At 31.4% G+C, this 18,762-nt stretch carries 14 protein-coding genes; 7 read left to right on the forward strand and 7 right to left on the reverse strand.

What is annotated here, in order from left to right; genetic code table 11:
• Positions 1–92 precede the first annotated feature (92 nt).
• The 3 genes from ACH2CG_RS01020 to ACH2CG_RS01030 all read left to right on the forward strand — a co-directional run bounded on the left by ACH2CG_RS01020 (position 93) and on the right by ACH2CG_RS01030 (position 1,697).
• Positions 93–524 (forward strand): hypothetical protein, encoded by a 432-nt coding sequence (locus ACH2CG_RS01020; protein WP_395061311.1) that lies wholly within the window; start codon positions 93–95, stop codon positions 522–524.
• Positions 525–628: 104 nt separating this feature from the next.
• Complete coding sequence (locus tag ACH2CG_RS01025; protein ID WP_395061313.1) at positions 629–1,033, forward strand: hypothetical protein; 405 nt, start codon at positions 629–631, stop codon at positions 1,031–1,033.
• 256 nt (positions 1,034–1,289) lie between these two features.
• Positions 1,290–1,697 carry a hypothetical protein gene (locus ACH2CG_RS01030; protein ID WP_395061315.1) on the forward strand — a complete coding sequence of 136 codons (408 nt, stop codon included), beginning with the start codon at positions 1,290–1,292 and terminating at the stop codon, positions 1,695–1,697.
• Positions 1,698–1,770: 73 nt separating this feature from the next.
• On the opposite strand, the gene ACH2CG_RS01035 is transcribed toward ACH2CG_RS01030, so the two are convergent.
• Complete coding sequence (locus tag ACH2CG_RS01035) at positions 1,771–4,035, reverse strand: aconitate hydratase (RefSeq protein ID WP_395061317.1); 2,265 nt, start codon at positions 4,033–4,035, stop codon at positions 1,771–1,773.
• Between the two features lie 454 nt (positions 4,036–4,489).
• Here ACH2CG_RS01035 and ACH2CG_RS01040 point away from each other — a divergent pair, with 454 nt between their 5' ends.
• The gene (locus tag ACH2CG_RS01040) at positions 4,490–6,991 is read left to right on the forward strand and encodes an XrtN system VIT domain-containing protein (protein ID WP_395061318.1); all 2,502 of its coding nucleotides are present in this window, start codon (positions 4,490–4,492) and stop codon (positions 6,989–6,991) included.
• Positions 6,992–8,224 (forward strand): exosortase N, encoded by a 1,233-nt coding sequence (gene xrtN, locus ACH2CG_RS01045; RefSeq protein WP_395061320.1) that lies wholly within the window; start codon positions 6,992–6,994, stop codon positions 8,222–8,224.
• 228 nt (positions 8,225–8,452) lie between these two features.
• Here xrtN and ACH2CG_RS01050 read toward each other — a convergent pair whose 3' ends face one another.
• From ACH2CG_RS01050 to ACH2CG_RS01070, 5 genes are all read right to left on the reverse strand, one after another.
• Positions 8,453–8,980, reverse strand: coding sequence for a hypothetical protein (locus ACH2CG_RS01050; RefSeq protein WP_395061322.1), 528 nt, complete (start codon positions 8,978–8,980; stop codon positions 8,453–8,455).
• A gap of 117 nt (positions 8,981–9,097) precedes the next feature.
• Entirely contained in the window at positions 9,098–10,603 is a 1,506-nt protein-coding gene (locus tag ACH2CG_RS01055) for a WG repeat-containing protein (RefSeq protein ID WP_395061324.1), read from the reverse strand.
• A gap of 614 nt (positions 10,604–11,217) precedes the next feature.
• Entirely contained in the window at positions 11,218–12,171 is a 954-nt protein-coding gene (locus tag ACH2CG_RS01060; RefSeq protein WP_395061326.1) for an AAA family ATPase, read from the reverse strand.
• Between the two features lie 57 nt (positions 12,172–12,228).
• A complete protein-coding gene (locus ACH2CG_RS01065; RefSeq protein ID WP_395061335.1) occupies positions 12,229–13,632 on the reverse strand; it encodes a peptidylprolyl isomerase in 1,404 nt (467 codons plus the stop codon).
• A 13-nt stretch (positions 13,633–13,645) separates the two neighbouring features.
• Complete coding sequence (locus tag ACH2CG_RS01070; RefSeq protein ID WP_395061328.1) at positions 13,646–15,610, reverse strand: peptidylprolyl isomerase; 1,965 nt, start codon at positions 15,608–15,610, stop codon at positions 13,646–13,648.
• A gap of 226 nt (positions 15,611–15,836) precedes the next feature.
• Here ACH2CG_RS01070 and ACH2CG_RS01075 point away from each other — a divergent pair, with 226 nt between their 5' ends.
• Both ACH2CG_RS01075 and ACH2CG_RS01080 read left to right on the forward strand, forming a co-directional pair.
• Complete coding sequence (locus ACH2CG_RS01075; RefSeq protein WP_395061330.1) at positions 15,837–17,426, forward strand: peptide chain release factor 3; 1,590 nt, start codon at positions 15,837–15,839, stop codon at positions 17,424–17,426.
• A gap of 118 nt (positions 17,427–17,544) precedes the next feature.
• Positions 17,545–17,760 carry a hypothetical protein gene (locus ACH2CG_RS01080; protein ID WP_395061332.1) on the forward strand — a complete coding sequence of 72 codons (216 nt, stop codon included), beginning with the start codon at positions 17,545–17,547 and terminating at the stop codon, positions 17,758–17,760.
• 299 nt (positions 17,761–18,059) lie between these two features.
• Here ACH2CG_RS01080 and ACH2CG_RS01085 read toward each other — a convergent pair.
• A partial coding sequence (locus tag ACH2CG_RS01085) for a T9SS type A sorting domain-containing protein (RefSeq protein ID WP_395061334.1) occupies positions 18,060–18,762 on the reverse strand: 703 nt, incomplete at its 5' end.

Below are 18,762 nucleotides of genomic sequence, written 5' to 3' on the forward strand. Positions count from 1 at the left end.
ACTAATTTTATGCAATCTTCTTTAAATGCATAATCATATTTAACTTTTCTTTCCATAAAAAATGCCCCAAATAGTGTCTAACTTTTTGGGGCATGTCCATAAAAGGACTTTTTTCTAGTAGTGCTTTAGTGAATTTGACCTTTGCATCGGGCACCGTAAAAATACCTTTTAATAGCACCGACTTTGATACCAACGCTGAATTTAATAGTAGCACAAATACATTTACTGCCAAACAAGAAGGTATTTATAGAATAACTACACAAATAAAAGCGAACAGTTCAATTGCAATAGCTACCAATTTTGGCATTGCTGCTCTAAAAAACGGAACCGTATTCGCACGCAATAGTTTTGCAAATATTGGTGTTTTGGGTGTTAACATTACGCCACCAATTAGAGCAATAAATACTTTAATAAGTTTAAACGCCAACGATACCATAAGCTTCAGTTTAGTTAGCGATTTAGCAAGTGTTAGCATATTGGGAACATCTGAGGATTGCTTTTTTACAATTGAACAAATTCGATAAAAGAACAATAAATAGATATTTTTTAATAATATATCTAGAAATAAGTTAATTCATTAAAAAACTTTTATATTTTAGCATTTTAATAGCAACCCCAAATTTACTAAATGAGAAAAATGTTTATTGCAATGCTATTGGTAATTAGCCAATTAATTGTAGCACAAGAAACCGAAAACAACAAAGGTTTACTTACTACTACAACTTACAAATATGGACATAACGGTATGGAACTTATTGTTACAACCAAAAAAGAAACCATTATTATAAGTACGTTCAACTCTAAACTAGCCATTAAAGATGAAATTGCAGAAAAAATTTACAACTATTATAAAAATAATAAAGGTGCTTCAATAGAATCTGGCGATACCGTTATAATAAATGGAGACAAAGCCAAAGTAACCGGTAAATGTATTGTGAGAAAAAACGGCAAATTAATAGTTGTAGAATTCTATTATGAAAAAATAGAATGGCACTCTGGACTAACAGAATTGTATAAAAAAAATATTGGCTAAATAATTTAAGCCCAAACTATACGTAAGAATGCTCAATTAAATTGGAGCATTTTTTTTTGGTTAAAAATTTTAAAAAGAACAATTAAAAAAGTAAGAATTACCAATCATTTTAAATTAAAAAGATGTATTTAATCGGATTTATTTTTATTTTAACCGATTTATTCTTAACATTATATCATAAAAGATAATGTATTGTTCCTGTTTTTAAATAATAGATGTTTTCCCCAAATCAATCTATAAAACTTAACCTACAACTATGAGAAAAATAGTACTACTGATGCTACTGACTAGTTTCTATTCGTTGGCTCAAACTACCAAAAAAACAACGAATTACAGTTACGGAAAAAATGGAATAGAGTACATTACAAAAAGTAAAGACGAAACGGTTGTAGTAAGCACGTTCAATTCTAAACCTAAAATTAAAGATGAAATTGCTATAAATGTCTATTACTACTACAAAGAAAAAAATCCGAAAAGCGGAAACAAAATTTCAATTACTGCCAATGGCGCAACCGTAAAAGGAACCTATTTTATAAATAAAAAAGGAACACTAACCGCAGTTGAATTTCATTATGAAAAAATAGAATGGACAAACGGATTGACAGAAATATATGTCAAACCAAATACTACAATCACGGCTTCTATTGCAGAAAATGACAATTAAAACCCATTTTTAAAATAAAAAAACGCTCCACTTATAATAATGGAGCGTTTTTTAGTACAATTTTTTTTTATTATTATGCCAATCCAGCTGCAATTAAGTTCAATGCTGATCCAGCTTTAAACCATCCTATTTGGCTGTCGTTGTAAGTATGATTTGCAAGAATTACATCTTTTGTACCATCGGCATGAACAAATTCTAACGCTAATGCTTTACTTGGTGCAAAATCAATTAAATCTAAGAAGTTGATTGTATCGTCTTCTTTAATTTTATCATAATCGGCTTCATTAGCAAAAGTTAATGCCAACATTCCTTGTTTTTTCAAATTCGTTTCGTGAATACGAGCAAATGATTTTACCAAAACAGCTTTTACTCCAAGGAATCTTGGTTCCATAGCGGCATGCTCTCTCGATGAACCTTCACCATAATTTTGATCTCCAACAACAATACTTGGAACTCCAGCCGCTTTGTAAGCTCTTGCCACAGCAGGAACAGTTCCGTATTGACCTGTTAATTGATTTTTAACTTTATTGGCTTCTTGGTTGTAAGCATTTACAGCTCCAATCAACATATTGTTAGAAATATTATCCAAATGTCCGCGGAAACGCAACCATGGTCCAGCCATAGAAATATGGTCGGTAGTACATTTTCCAAACGCTTTAATCAATAATTTTACACCTGTATAATTTTTGCCATCCCAAGCATCAAATGGTGCTAAAAGTTGCAAACGCTCAGATGTTTCACTTACCAAAATTTGAACACCACTTCCATCTTCTGCAGGTGCTTGAAAACCGGCATCTTCTACATCAAAACCTCTCGTTGGAAGCTCATCACCATGTGGAGGATTTAATTTTACTGCTTCACCATTGTCATTCAATAAAGTATCTGTAATTGGATTGAATGATAAATCACCTGAAATTGCTAAAGCAGCAACCATTTCTGGCGACGTTACAAAAGCATGTGTATTTGGATTTCCGTCAGCACGTTTAGAAAAATTCCTGTTAAACGAGTGAACAATTGTATTTTTTTCTTCTTTATCTGCTCCAGCTCTATCCCATTGTCCAATACATGGACCACAAGCATTGGTGAAAACTTTAGTTCCCATTTTTTCAAACGTAGCGATAATTCCGTCTCTTTCTATAGTATATCTAATTTGTTCTGAACCTGGATTGATTCCAAACTCTGCCTTTGGAGAAATTCCAAGGGCAACAGCTTGCTCAACAATAGACGCAGCACGAGCCATATCTTCATAAGATGAGTTGGTACAAGAACCAATTAAACCCCATTCTACTTTTAAAGGCCAACCGTTTTTAGCAGCTTCTTCTTTCATTTTAGAAACTGGCGTTCCTCTATCTGGAGTAAATGGTCCGTTGATGTAAGGTTCTAATTCTGATAAATTGATTTCGATTAATTGATCAAAATACTGCTCAGGATTAGCATAAACCTCATCATCACCAGTCAAATATTTTGCAACTGTATCAGCAGCATCAACAACGTCTTGACGACCAGTTGCAGCCAAATACCTTCTCATAGAATCATCATATCCAAACGTTGAAGTGGTTGCGCCAATTTCGGCACCCATATTACAAATGGTACCTTTACCAGTACAAGACATATTCACCGCTCCTTCACCAAAATATTCAACAATTGCACCAGTTCCTCCTTTAACAGTAAGAATATCTGCAACTCTCAAGATAACATCTTTTGGAGAAGACCAACCGTTAAGTTTTCCTGTCAATTTTACACCAATAAGTTTTGGAAATTTCAATTCCCAAGACATTCCCGACATTACATCTACCGCATCGGCACCACCAACACCAATGGCTAACATACCCAAACCACCAGCATTTACAGTATGCGAATCGGTTCCAATCATCATTCCACCTGGAAATGCATAATTTTCTAAAACGATTTGGTGGATAATTCCAGAACCTGGCTTCCAGAAACCAATTCCGTATTTATTAGAAACAGACGAAAGAAAGTCAAAAACCTCTTTAGACTGAGAATTTGCGACAGCCAAATCGGTAGTTGCGCCAACTTTAGCCTGAATTAAGTGATCACAGTGAACCGTTGTAGGAACAGCAACTGTTTTCTTGCCAGCATGCATAAACTGTAATAATGCCATTTGAGCTGTTGCATCTTGACAAGCAACTCTATCTGGAGCAAAATCTACATAATCTTTTCCGCGAGAGAACGATTGAGAAGGCGTTCCTTCCCATAAATGGGAGTATAAAATCTTTTCTGAAAGTGTTAATGGACGACCAACTAATTCACGCGCTTTATCCACACGTTCAGCCATAGTTCCATAAACTTTTTTAATCATTTCAATATCAAAAGCCATAATAAAAATAGGTTTATTTGTTTGCTGAGCAAATTTAAGGAATTCTATTCATATTTAAACTATTTTCAACAAAAGTCAATTTTCAAAAGATTATTAATGTCAAAAAGTGATTTTTAGTACTTATTTTTAAATAATTTTAAGAAAAGATTTAAAATTTTACACAATTGACAATTTAAGGTAGTTTTTTTATCAAATTCGGAATTCAAAGTTTATAAAAATCAGAATTAAGAATTAAGAATGTTTCTAAATTATACCATACCAGGACAAAAACACCATACGAATAGTCGTTTTAAGCCAGCAAAACTTATTTTATTACTTTGCAAAGAGTTTCAAATTCACCCAAAAAAAACACTCTTAAAAAATAATTCCCAAAAAAAATATCAAAATAAATTTTATTTCTAAACAATTTATTTAACTTTGTGCTTCAAAGTACTTTTAATTTAATTATTTAAAAATGGAAACAAGTAGTCAAACATTAAAAAATTATCTTGGTAAAACCGGTGTAATCATCAGTTTGGTTGTGACAATTGTTAGCACAATGCTTCTTACAATTTCGCTTTTAGGAATAGAATTCAAATATGAAGCCATAGAATCTTTGTGCTTTTTTAGTCTAATTTTCGAATTTATATACGGTGTAACGCTTTCATTTAAAATATTAAAAAATAAAGAAAAATACCATCATTTAATTCCGTTTCTGTTTCTAAACTGGTTTATTGGATGTTTCTGCACCAACATTTTTATCAATATCTTTGAAAACCTTCCTGTTTGGGTTTATGTTGTTACATTCCTATTTTGCATCTCAAATTTCTTTATATACAGCAATTACAAAAATAAAATTACAACACCACTAGCCTATTTCACTAACGGCTTTTCCTTTTTATTAATAATCTATTACACCATTTATCTAATTCCGTTTGTACCCATTTCAACCATCGGAATCCTCGCTTTAGGTTTAGGATTTTATGGTCTAGTACCCATGATCGTCTTTGCAAGTCATTCCTTTTTGTTAGTGAAAGTACTACCCGAAAATAAAACCAACAGCTTTTATTTTGGTTCCGGTTTTGCAATTGTAGTACTTAGTTTGATAATTTTTATCATCCAATTGAATCGCGAAAGCATCAAAATGTCTCAAAATTCAATCACTAAATCATTCGAGAAAACCAACGAAGATTTACCTACTTACATTACAATATCACAAAATTTAAAACCCAATTTTTGCAATGAAATCTTGCTTAAAAAAGGAATTGTTTATCAAAGTACCGATAACTTTTTTGAATTTAGAGGATTCGATAATTTTGGAGGAAAACAATACAACGAACGAAAAATACACAATCCGTTTGTGAACATTGCCTACTTCTTTTGCAAGGAATTAAATTTAAGTGCCGACGACCGAATTAACATTCTAAAATCGAATTTTGACAAACGTCTTGAAACCGAAGAGCAATTGTGGAGTGGAGAAGATTTAATAACCAAAAACATAAAAGAAGACGTCAAAATCTTCGCCAACAACCGACTTGCTTACTCCGAAATAACAATGGACATTGCCTGCGACAAAGATTCGTGGGGACAAAAAGAAGCCATTTACTCGTTTCAATTACCAGAAGGTTCGGTGGCGACTTCGTTATCACTTTGGGTAAATGGCACCGAACGAAAAGGCATTTTAACAACCAAAGAAAAAGCCCAAGCGGCTTACAAACAAATTGTTAGAGTAGAAAATCGTGATCCTTCACTGATGCAATGGAAAGAAGGAAATAAAGTGATAGTTCGTATTTTTCCAGTTAGCAAAGACCTGCCAAGAACCTTCAAATGTGGCTTCACAACACCACTGAAAGTAGAAAAAAACAAAATGATTTACAGAAGCCTTAACATAAAAGGGCCAAATATTTCTGGAGCCGAAACGATTTCGAGAATTCAACTGGTTGGTAATGCCAAATTTGAAGCCGATAAAGATTTCAAATTAGTAAACAACTTCTACATCAATGAATCTAGAGGTTTAGAAGATTGGCAAGCAGTTGTAAAAACAAATAACGATGCGTTCTCCAACGCATTTGTATGGAAAGACAAAACCTATCAAATTAAAGAAATTGAAAAACAAGACAGTCCGTTTACGCCTGTTGAGATAATTTTAGATTTGAACAATTCTTGGACAATTGACGAAATAAAAACACTTTTAAATTTGAACAATAAAAAATACTTTGTGTATCTAAACAATGAAAAACAACAAATTACTAACGCCAATGCTGAAGAAATTGTATCACAATTTGAAAACTTACAGTATTCCTTACCGCCACTTTATAAACTTGCCGAAAATAGTTTGGTTGTCACAAAATGCGGAACGTTCTCTGCCAATTTTGAAGAATTAGAAACTTCCAATTATTTGAAAAAAATAAAATTAGGAACCAAACAAAGAAATCTAAAAGTCATCAACATATCAGAAGAACTCAATCCGTTTTGGCAAACCATCAAAGAGCAAAAATATGTTGAATACCTAAAATCGGATTTGAAAAATGCTGTTAAACTGATTCATGACAATCAATTCACAACACTAAAGACAGCCGAAAACTTAGTCAATATTGAACCTGCAAACATTGCAATTGAAGAAAATCCAAAAACAGGACAATCAATCAGCAACGGATCCAATCATATTTATAGAATGTATGCTTTTGGAAAAGTTCTAGACGAGCAAGTAAAAATCCAAGCCGACAGTTTAGCCAACAACCACTACGTAGATTTAGCAAAAGATGCCAATATTGTAACACCAATTTCGTCGCTAATAGTTTTAGAAACCGATGCCGATTATGAAAAAAATGGCATTGAAAAAAATATAAACACACTAGGAAATGCGTCAATAAATAATGATGGTGCAGTTCCAGAACCTTACGAATGGATGATGATTATTACGGCTTTAATAGCACTAGGATGGTATTATAAAAAAACTAAAAACCAAGTTGCATAAATGAAATTGCTATCCCAAAACAAAACGTTGCTTCTAGTTGTTACGCTAATTTTATTATTGGCAATGAACTACAATACCGTTAATTTCGGAATTGAAAACGATTGTATTGGGATAGTTTTTTCTATACTACTATTTGTTGTTGGCAGCCGAAAAACAAATTTTAAAGTCAATTATTTTGTTGTAACACTACTGCTTATTTTTGAGTTTGTGAGTTACCGACTGCACACCAAATCGCTGCATTTTTTGGCTTTACTGCTTTTGGCTTGTCTTATTTATTATAATTTCACAAAAAAGTTTTCATATGTAGCGTTCATTTGTATTTTACTCTTTTCGTCCATTTTCAATAAGTTTTTCGAACATTTAACTACCGAAATCAAGCAAACTTTGTGCTACGGTGTTTATCTAACTTTAAAAAACTTCATGACAATTGATAGAATTGAAGGCGTAAATTTTTATCTAAACGGAGCAAAAATAACCATCGACACAGCCTGTATGGGATTGTCAATGTTTAAAACCGGATTGTTAACAGGTGCCATTTTATTGTCATTGGAAGAACGAAAAAACAAAAAATACTTTAGCGTTGTTCAAATTGTAGTTTTCTGTAACCTGATTATTATTCTCAATATAATTTCCAATTATTTTAGAATTGTAACCCTTATTTTACTGCAATGCACGCAAGAAAATGTGTTGCACCACACTGTGGGAATGTTATGTTTTATAGTCTATCAAGTTTTACCAATGCTTTGGATTATTCGTTATTTTCAACCTAAGAAAGAAGAAATAATTGTCACCAATACCAAATCGAACACGCTAGTAAGTGTACTAATGATTGCAGTTATTTTTGTCACAAGTTTAGAAATGAAAAAAGAGAAAAACGATGACATTCTACAAGGTTTAAACCCAAAATACAAAATTGAAACAGGCAAATGGATTGGTCCGGAAGTTTTTAAAATTGAAACGCCCAATAAACTCATCTACATTAAAACTCCGTCACACAAACCACTAATTTGCTGGACAGGAAACGGCTATAAAATTATTCAAACAAAAGAAGTTAGTATTGAAAACCAAAAAATTTGGTACAATGTAATGGAGAAAAACAATATAAAATACGCTTCCTATTGGTGGTACGAATGTGGCAATAAAAAATATACTTCGTTTGTAGAGGTTATGTTTATGAAACTCCTTTACAACAAACCCATCAGATTAATAAATGAAACTAGTGTTTTGAAGTAGTACTATCTCTGAAGTTTTGCCCATTCAATAATTTGTGGATAGAGTTCTGCAACAGTTTTGGTTGGGTTTTTTTTCTTATATTGTTTCCTATAAAAACTTTATTAGTAGTGGTTGCATGTAATTATAAACATAGCTTTATAAAAAACAATTCCAATTCCTAATCGACAGTTTTAAAAAAAAAAAACAAATTCAAAACATTTCTGTAATCTTTAATAGCGTGTTATTAAATTATCTTGTAAATTTAATAGTACTCGGAAACAATGAAGCAGTGGCATTGAAAAACAATTGTTTATCATCGATTTCCCAAATTAAATTATCATTGATGCGTGAAAGATAAACCTTACTAACAGCACCACATCTCCAAACAGAACTAATCTCAGACAAAAAAACAGAAGTTGTGTTCAAATTCTTTTTATTTTCAAAAAAACCACCAGCAATATAATTAGCTTTAGTAAAGGGTAAAGTATTTATTAAGGTATCATTATCTTTAATTAATCTAAGATTTATATAAATACCGTCTTGCTTATTTTCAACGTCAAATTGCTTATAAATTTCCAAATTAATTGCATATTTAGAATCTTTGAAAAACCATTTGCCTAAAAATTTTTCAAAAACATTGTTCCTATCTTTAAATACATAATTATCATAATTAGAATCATTAGCATTTGAAAGTTCCATTTTTCTTTCAACTGGCATTAATATTTCCTGAGAAAACAATCGTGAAGTAATTAAAATTAAGACTACAAAATATTTCATGATTAGGTTAATTTGATAGTAACTATTTGATAACGAAGTGAAATTTAAAATAAAAAAAAACTCTAGATTAAGTATTGAACCTCACCTTAAAAAATGCTTTTAGTTTGGTAATTAATTTTAATTAATTAGATGATATTTTTTTATTATAGTATTGTTTTTTGAAAATTCTATTACTTCTTTAATAATTTCAAATTTATCATATTCAAGTTCTATTATGATTCTATTGTCTGTATTTACTATGCCATATTTGTGGTTTTTAAAAACAATGAACGCATCTGAAAGATAAATATTTTCTATTATTTCATACTCACAAGGAATTATAATTTTATTCTTATAATTAATAACTCCAAATTTTCCCTGATGTTTAATTATTTGATTTGAGCTTTTTGGGTACTCTTGAACATTTAGATAGTCCATGAATTCTTCTGATAAAACAGCTTCTTCGTGATATTTTAAATTTTCTAGAGTAATAATAAATTGATTATTGTTATTTGAAGCAAAAATTGAATTCTCAAAAACATTATAAAATTTATAATCTTCTTTTAAAAGCTTTTCTCCATTTTTAAAAAACAAACCGTTTTTATTTTCGCTATTTTGAACAAGATAATAAGAATTAAACAAAGTTCGGATATTTTTATAACGTATTGGAATAATTTCATATTCCAAATTCGGATTAATTACACCAAATAAATTATCTTTTTTTACAATGTAATTATTCCCAAGATTATTACCGTCTAAAGAAACAACATCATCAAAATAACTAAAATAAATATCGTCGTAAACAAATGGTTTTACTATTGAATCATCCATAGAAATAAAACCTTTTTTACCATTACTTTTAGCAATAAAGAAAGATTTTACTTGTTCTATTGCATCATATTTACATTTAATAATAAATTGTCCTTTAGAATTTAGTATTCCTTTTTTGGAATTTAGTTTGTCTTTAACCAAAAACAAACCGCCATTTAAAATTTTTTCGAAACTATAATTTTTAATTGATTTTAAAACAATATTTCCTTGATTATCAATTATAAAATTTGAATTATTTAAAAACATTGCTATTGCCATGTTATTAGTGAAATTTGAAATTTCTGAAAAATTTAAATCACTAATAAGTTTTCCTTTAACATCATAAAGATAATTTCTTTCATTTATTTCTGCAATAATTAAATTATTGTCAAATGAGATATTGTCAAATTTATTTGGTAAAATTATATTATTAAGAGTATCTAAAACTCCAGACTTATTATCTTTTGAAACTCTTATTAATCCTTCTTCAAAATAAAAGACATCATCATATACAATTGGAATTTTAATATTTCCTCTTAAATCGATGAAACCTCTTTTGAATTTTGTGTTTACACTATTTCCAACTTCAAATAGATTTTTGAGTTTTTTATTGTTATGAATGAAAGAAAAAATAGGTTTAATAATAACATTTCCAATACTATCTATCACACCCATTTTTTTATCGAAAGTTCTAAAAACTGCATAATTATTTTCAAAACCATAAACATATTCATATTTATTGTTTTGTTTTAATTTCTGCCCGATAATGTCAAACCTTTTTTGACACATTGAAATTAAAGGAAAAAGCAAAAGAAAAAGCTTGAGTAATTTCATAATTTCATTTTTTTTAAGATTTTTGCAGTTTATAAAAATAGCTAATAAATGATATTAATAAACTTCAAACTAATTATTTTATTGCACTATACTTTTCATCATTAATCCATTGCTCGTAAAATAATATGGTATAAACCAATTTTGTATCAATTTTATCAAGCAACTAATATACTTCCAAACATAAAAAAAAGGTCTTCAATTACCTACCGTCACTTCGAGTGTTTCATAAAATGCGCTTAGCTTTTTAGGAAATGTATCGAGAACTTAGATAAGACAATGCTCTTACACAATCTAAGTCTTAATTAAAAAAAACATCAATTACCTACTGTCACTTCGAGTGTTAACAAATCAATATTTGATATTGAAAACCTGCAAACCGCTACTCCAACAATCCTTTATGAGTAAGTTGAAAGTTAAAATAAAGTACGAAATAAGCCAACACACCAACCATTATAAACAACAAAATCTTTTTATACCAAGTAGCATAAAAAGATTTTAATTGTAATAAATATAAAATTCCGATAACTATAAAATACAGAAATGTGTTGAAAAACAAGTAAACAACTAGCAACACTAAAATTGCTGAATCATTCATACCTGTTAAAAAAAACATCTTACAACAATGTATCAATAATCATTTCTTCTGTTATTCCTTCGGCGTCGGCTTTATAATTTTTGATGATTCTGTGTCTTAATATTCCGGTAGCAACGGCTTTAACATCTTCAATATCCGGAGAGAATTTTCCGTTAAAAGCGGCATTAGCTTTGGCAGCCAAAATCAAGTTTTGTGAAGCTCTTGGACCTGCACCCCAATCTAAATAATTTTTAATGTAATCGTTAGACAACGGATTGTTAGGTCGCGTCTTACTAACCAAAGTCACTGCATATTCTATAACATTATCGGCTACAGGAATTCTGCGAATCAAGTGTTGAAAATCAATAATTTCTTGTGCCGAAAATAACGGATTTATAGTTGGTTTAGCATCAGATGTGGTGCTTTTTACTACTTCTACTTCTTCGGCAAACGATGGATAATCTAGTTTTATGGCAAACATAAAACGGTCCAATTGCGCTTCTGGCAAAGGATACGTTCCTTCTTGCTCAATTGGATTTTGAGTTGCCAATACAAAATAAGGTAAATCCAATTTATAGTTATGCCCTGCAATAGTTACCGAACGCTCTTGCATAGCTTCTAATAAGGCAGCTTGCGTTTTTGGTGGCGTTCTGTTAATCTCATCGGCTAGAATAATATTAGAAAATATGGGTCCTTTAATGAATTTAAATTGACGGTTTTCATCAAGAATTTCACTTCCTAGGATATCCGAAGGCATCAAATCGGGTGTGAACTGAATACGCTTAAAATTCAAACCCAATGCTTGCGAAATAGTATTTACCATTAACGTCTTAGCCAATCCAGGAACACCAACAAGAAGTGCGTGTCCGCCAGAAAAAATACTAAGTAATATCTGATCAACAACAGCGTCTTGACCAATGATTATTTTGGAAATTTCTTTCTTAAGTTCAAGCCTTTTTTGAACCAGATTTTGTATAGCTGTAACGTCTGACATATTAAATTTTAGATATTTAAATGATAAAATTGGATTCTAAATTCTGGATCCTCAAATCTATTTTTTTAACCAATTGTTAGTAAATACACAATCCTTGTACTCACCGTTAATCTTAATGTAAGTTTCTTTAATTTTATCTTCCGACCATTTTGCAATTGCGTTGATCTGTTTTTCTTTAAGTGCCAATTCTTTTATTTTTATAAAATCTTTACTAAAATCGGCAACGTGATCTTCAATTTTATTAGTAACCATGATAATTTTATATTTTTTACCACCTTTTTGATCTTCGTCCAAAATCACCGCAGAAACATCACCGCTTTTCATGTTAGAAACTTGAGCATAAAACTCAGGATCCATTTTAGTCAATTCAAAATGTGTATCTTGCGTTTTCGGATTTACCAAAGTTCCGCCATTAGCACGTGTTTCTTTTTCGTCCGACATAGTTCTAGCGGCATCGGCAAATGAAATTTCTTTATCAAGAATACGTTTTTTAATAAGCTCAATTTTATCTTTAGCATCTTTTAGCGCCTCTGGAGTTACTTTAGGTACCATTAAAATATGACGCAATTCCAAATCTTGACCTTTCACTTTTTCCAAATAGATGATATGAAATCCAAATTCTGTTTCAAAAGGTTCCGAAATTTCACCTTCTTGAAGTGAAAAAGCAACGTCCTTAAATTCTTTTACAAAGGGTGTTTTTTTATTTATTTTATAAAACCCACCACTAGATCTTGACCCTGGATCTTCAGTATACAAAACAGCTTTGGTAGTAAAGCTTGCTCCTGCTTGAACTTGTTTCTTGATTTCTTTAAGTCTATCAATAACTACTTGCTTCTCGGCATCCGACACTTTTGGTGTAATTACAATTTGTGCCATTTCCAGCTCGGCACCAATAACAGGACGATCTGTCTCTGGAATTTTTTTAAAGAAATTTCTAGTTTCCTCTGGCGTAATTTGAATTGGATCTACAATTTTCTTTTGCATTTCTGACGCCAATTTTTGCTGCTTCAAAATCTCAAACAATTCTGTTTTAAATTCGTCTTCGTTGTTCTTCTTGAAATACTTAACAACATTATCCATAGATTTCAATTGCTCAACCATATAATCAAGCTGCTGATTCATCTTCTCTTTTACCTCTTCATCTTTTACAACAATAGAATCTTGAATGGCTTGGTGGGCATACAATTTATCTTCTAGCAATTTACCCAGCATTTGACATCTAGTAATATCTTTAACCGAGTTTCCTTGACTTTGAATTTCAAGAAAAGCCTTGTCAATATCAGAATCCAAAACAGTATAGTCACCAACGGTAGCAATAATTCCGTCAATTCGTTGCTTTTTTTGCTGTTGAACTGGCTTTTTATCTTGCTCTTTATCTTTAATTATCTCTTGTGAACTTGCGTAGAAACCAATTAAAAAAAGGAAAATACTTAATGCGTTTTTTTTGTTCAATACATTCATCATTACTCGATTGTTATTTTTTAATTTGTTTTTTTACTTTTTCAAAAGTGTCTTGATTTACCTTTACTGTAAACTCTTTTCTAAGTTCATTTACCCAGTTCAACTCTAAATACTGTTGATAATCATTCACTATTTTTCCTTTGCATTCTTCAAATGTTTTTATGCCAGCAGGAATAACTTTATTGATCTTAGTTATAAAATAATAATCGCCTTTATTGGTTATTTCAGACAATCCTAACTCTAGTTTTGTTCCTTTCGGTAGTGCATCTGCTCCTTCTTCATAAACACCTTCATACGACATTACTTTAAGAACTTCTTTAGTGTTGAATTTCTCTTTTATATCTTTGGGTGTTTGTTTTTTCTTTAACATTGCCAAGACACTTTTCATTGTCTCTAAGTCAGTAGAGGAATATATTTCTGTATTAACTCTAGTTTTCCAAAGGTGTTTTTCTTTTTGAGTTTCATAATAGGCTTTCAATCCAATAGTATCGGTTTTAGAACGCTGCCATATTTCTTTATCCATCAAGTCAAAAAGCAATAAACCATCACGGTATTCTTCCATTACTGCGGCAAAATCTGGAAACTCGTTTTCGAGATTGTCATTATTATATTGATTGCGTTGATCGTCTGCAAAGTTTTCATAAAGTTTATCGACCAATTTATCTACAGGTTTTACAGTAATATTCGATTTTTGTTGAGAATATACATAATCTAAAAAGGTTGTCCCGGTCAGTTTCTTAGTACCAACAGTAAATAAAGTACCCGAAAAACTCTTGGCATTCTCAGGAAGCGTCCATTTTCCTTCATAGAAATCGTTAGTAACCAATTTCACTAAGGATGAATACAGTTTTGAATCTCGCTTGGTTGGGTATTTTTTTCTAAGTTTTTCTGTCAATGAATTTGTTATCAATCGAGAACGATCGTCTTTGCTAATTTTATTCTCTAGCTCTACTTTAGAATCATCATACGATTTTATTGGAAATTTATCCAACAACTTTACAATATGCCATCCAAATTGTGACTCAAATGGAGCCGAAATTGGATGCTCTTTGGTCAATGAAAAAGCTTGATCTTCAAATTCATCTGAACTTAATTGACCCGAACTAAACCTACTTAGAACACCACCTTTAGACGCAGACGATTTATCCTCAGAGAATTGTTTTGCAAGTTCTTCAAACTTTTCACCTTGCTGAATCTTTTTGTAAATGGCGTCAATAGTACTTTTAGCAGTCAAAGAATCTGCTGCTTCTTTAGGTTTCATAATCATAATGTGAGCTACAGTAATCTCTCCTCTGTTGTCTCTAATGTCATTTACCTTAATTATATGATAACCAAATCTTGTTCTAACTATTTTAGAAACACTTCCAAGAGGCGTATTAAAAGCACCACTCTCAAAGGCATAAACCATTTTAAAACTGGTAAAATAACCCAAATTACCTTTGTTCTCTTTAGCAGATGGATCTTGAGAAAATTCTAGTGCTAAGGCTCCAAAATCCTCACCTTTAACTACTCGTTCTCTAAGGCTACTAATTTTTTTATAAGCAGCCAAAGTGTCGGCCGGAGTCGCATTCTCGTCAACCAAAATAAGAATATGAGATGCATTAACCTCTTTTAATAGTCTTTTATAACCTTCATCAACCAGTTCTTTTGTAACTTTAGAATCTGTAGTGTAGTTTTTAGAAAGTTGAATCCTGTAGCTTTTAAGCTCGTTTTGATATTGCAATCCGTCTTGGAGACCAAGTTTATTGGCTTTGTTAACTTTCAATTTATAACCAACAAACAAATCTAGATATTGATTCAAATCTTTCTGAGATTCATCTTTAACTAAATCTAAATTTTTATTGTAAACTCTAATAAACTCATCGGTATAATACGGTTTATCATTAATAGTAAATAAAACTTCTTTCGAATTATTTTGTGCTTTTGCAGTAAAAGCCAACCCTATAAACAATCCCAAAAACAAATGTTTCAACTTCATTATCTATTTTTTTTAAATAAGTACTGTTAAAATTATATCTAATTACGCAACAGGTAAAAGAATAATTACAATCAACAAAAGTAACAAATCGAGTGTATTAAACAAGTATAGCAACTACTATTAACAAAATTTTATTAACAGATTCTGTAGGATAAGATTTTGAAAAGTCATTAAGCATTAGTTATTTATTTAATAAATAGTATTTTTGCAATCCATTATTACAATTATGAGCTTTTCAAAAGAAATATTACGTCGCAGAACTTTCGGTATTATATCACATCCCGATGCCGGAAAAACTACTCTTACAGAGAAACTTCTACTTTTTGGAGGTGCAATTCAGGAAGCTGGAGCTGTAAAAAATAACAAGATAAAAAAAGGTGCTACCAGTGACTTTATGGAAATAGAACGCCAAAGAGGAATTTCTGTAGCAACCTCTGTATTAGCCTTTATCTATAAAGACAAAAAAATAAACATTCTTGACACTCCTGGACACAAGGATTTTGCCGAAGACACCTTTAGAACACTAACTGCCGTTGATAGCGTTATTGTGGTAGTTGACGTAGCAAAAGGAGTTGAAGAACAAACAGAGAAACTTGTTGCTGTATGTAGAATGAGAAAAATTCCAATAATTGTCTTCATCAATAAACTGGATAGAGAAGGTAAAGATGCCTTTGACTTGATGGACGAGGTAGAAAAAAAATTGGGACTTCATGTTACACCGCTTAGCTTTCCTATTGGAATGGGTTATGATTTTCAAGGCATTTACAACATCTGGGAGAAAAACATCAACCTTTTTAATGGTGATAGCCGAAAAAATATTGAAGATACCATTGCCATATCTGACATCAATAGTCCAGAGCTAGAAAAACTTATTAAAGAAAAACCAGCCAACAAACTTAGAGAGGAACTAGAACTTATAGAAGAGGTTTACCCTAAATTTGACAGACAAGAATACCTTGATGGTAATTTGCAACCTGTATTTTTTGGCTCCGCTTTAAACAACTTTGGCGTAAGAGAATTATTAGATTGCTTTATTGAAATTGCGCCTACACCAAGAGCAAAAGAATCGGACACTAGGTTGGTGAAACCTGAGGAAGAGAAACTATCCGGATTTGTTTTTAAAATTCATGCCAACATGGATCCAAAGCACAGAGACCGACTAGCCTTTATAAAAATTGTTTCTGGCACATTTGAACGAAACAAACCCTATCTTCACGTGCGACTAAATAAAAGTTTGAAATTTTCAAGCCCAAACGCATTCTTTGCAGAAAAAAAAGAAATTGTAGACATCTCCTATCCCGGTGATATTGTTGGTCTTCACGATACTGGAAATTTTAAAATTGGAGATACTTTAACCGAAGGCGAAATAATGAACTTTAAAGGAATACCAAGTTTCTCTCCAGAACACTTTAGATACATCAACAATGCCGATCCTATGAAAGCCAAACAACTTGAAAAAGGTGTAGACCAATTGATGGATGAAGGAGTTGCACAACTCTTTACACTAGAGATGAACAACAGAAAAATAATTGGTACCGTTGGCGCGCTTCAATATGAAGTAATACAGTACAGACTAGAACATGAATATGGAGCAAAATGTACTTACGAGAATTTTCCAGTTCACAAAGCATGTTGGGTAAAACCAGACGATGTGAAAAATGAAGAATTTAAAGAATTTAGAAGAGTAAAACAAAAATTTCTAGCACACGACAAATACAATCAATTAGTATTCCTAGCAGATTCCGATTTTACAATTCAAATGACGCAAAATAAATACCCTTCTGTAAAACTATTTTTTACGTCAGAATTTGATTAATTATTTATAAAACTACTTCGATTTCGAGCAATAACTTATGCATTTTGTCGAATTTATGAATTTTTATGATTACTAATTCAAAAAATGATTTTATATTTGCAACTGAAATAAATAGTTTATGAAGAATATAATAAAATTTAGTCTGTTAGCAGTTTTCATGTTTTCCGACTTCGTAATGTTTGCAGATCCAGGCGATGATGACAATAATGGTGGTGGAGGATTAGAAGGTTCAGACCCTGCTCCTGCTCCAATAAATGGAAAATTAATAATCCTACTTGTTTTAGGAGTAATATTTGCCTTTTACAAAATAAAAAGTGCTCTTAAAAAAGCATAACTAAAATATAATTACAGTTAAAACCATTCCTCTACCGGAATGGTTTTTTTTATTAAACTAACAACGACAAGAAACAATACACAAAAAAAAGAGTATAACGATACCACTATCGCTATACTCTTTTTGCTATATATAAAACGGCTACTAGAATAAAATTTACAATATAAAGACAGCTTCTTATCATACCAGCCTTCATAAGTCCAAAAGCCGGGCAATTACACTACACCACTTTTCTACATAAAAAAACCTCCTCAATTTCTTGAGGAGGTTTAAAATAAATAGATTTTTAATAGCTAAAACTATCTTTTAATAACACGTAGTGTTTTAGTATTTACACCTTGAGAAACAATTACATTGTAAACTCCAGATGGATAAGCATTACCAACTTCAAATGATTGAACATCTGATGCCGATACACTTCTATCTTCTACTAATTTACCTAACATATCGTAAACTCTAACTTGCAAGTTTTCATCACTAGATGTTTTAACATCCAATTTAAAGTTCTCAGCAAATGGGTTTGGATAAGCTAAAGCCTCAAATGATATAGTTGAAACTTCCAATACAGCAACCTCAGTTGGAATCACTCTAGAAACACCAGGTACAATAATAGTACAAGTTTTACTGAATGGACCAAAATTTGATTCACTTGGCATTTTAACAGCTACCTGTACTGAATAAGTTGTTCCTGCAACTAAGCCAGGGAAGTTATTCAATGTAAATCTGTTTAATGCATTATCAAAAGCAAAGTCATAACCACTTGCAGCATTAAATACTCTAAATCTGTAAGTAGTAGCACCAGATACAGCATCAGCCATAATTAATTCTGTTGGTCCTGTTACAGCATAATCATCACATTGTGTCAATCTAACTTGTGTCGTTGGATACGCCGGTGTGGTAATTATACACGCAACATTGTAATCTAAATAACTTCCGTCTGTGTTTCGCAATGCTACTTCTACCCTGTAACTAGTGGCATATAAAATACCAGACAATTGTGTC

The sequence above is a fragment of the Flavobacterium sp. genome, from assembly GCF_043778725.1.
Classification (GTDB): Bacteria; Bacteroidota; Bacteroidia; order Flavobacteriales; family Flavobacteriaceae; genus Flavobacterium.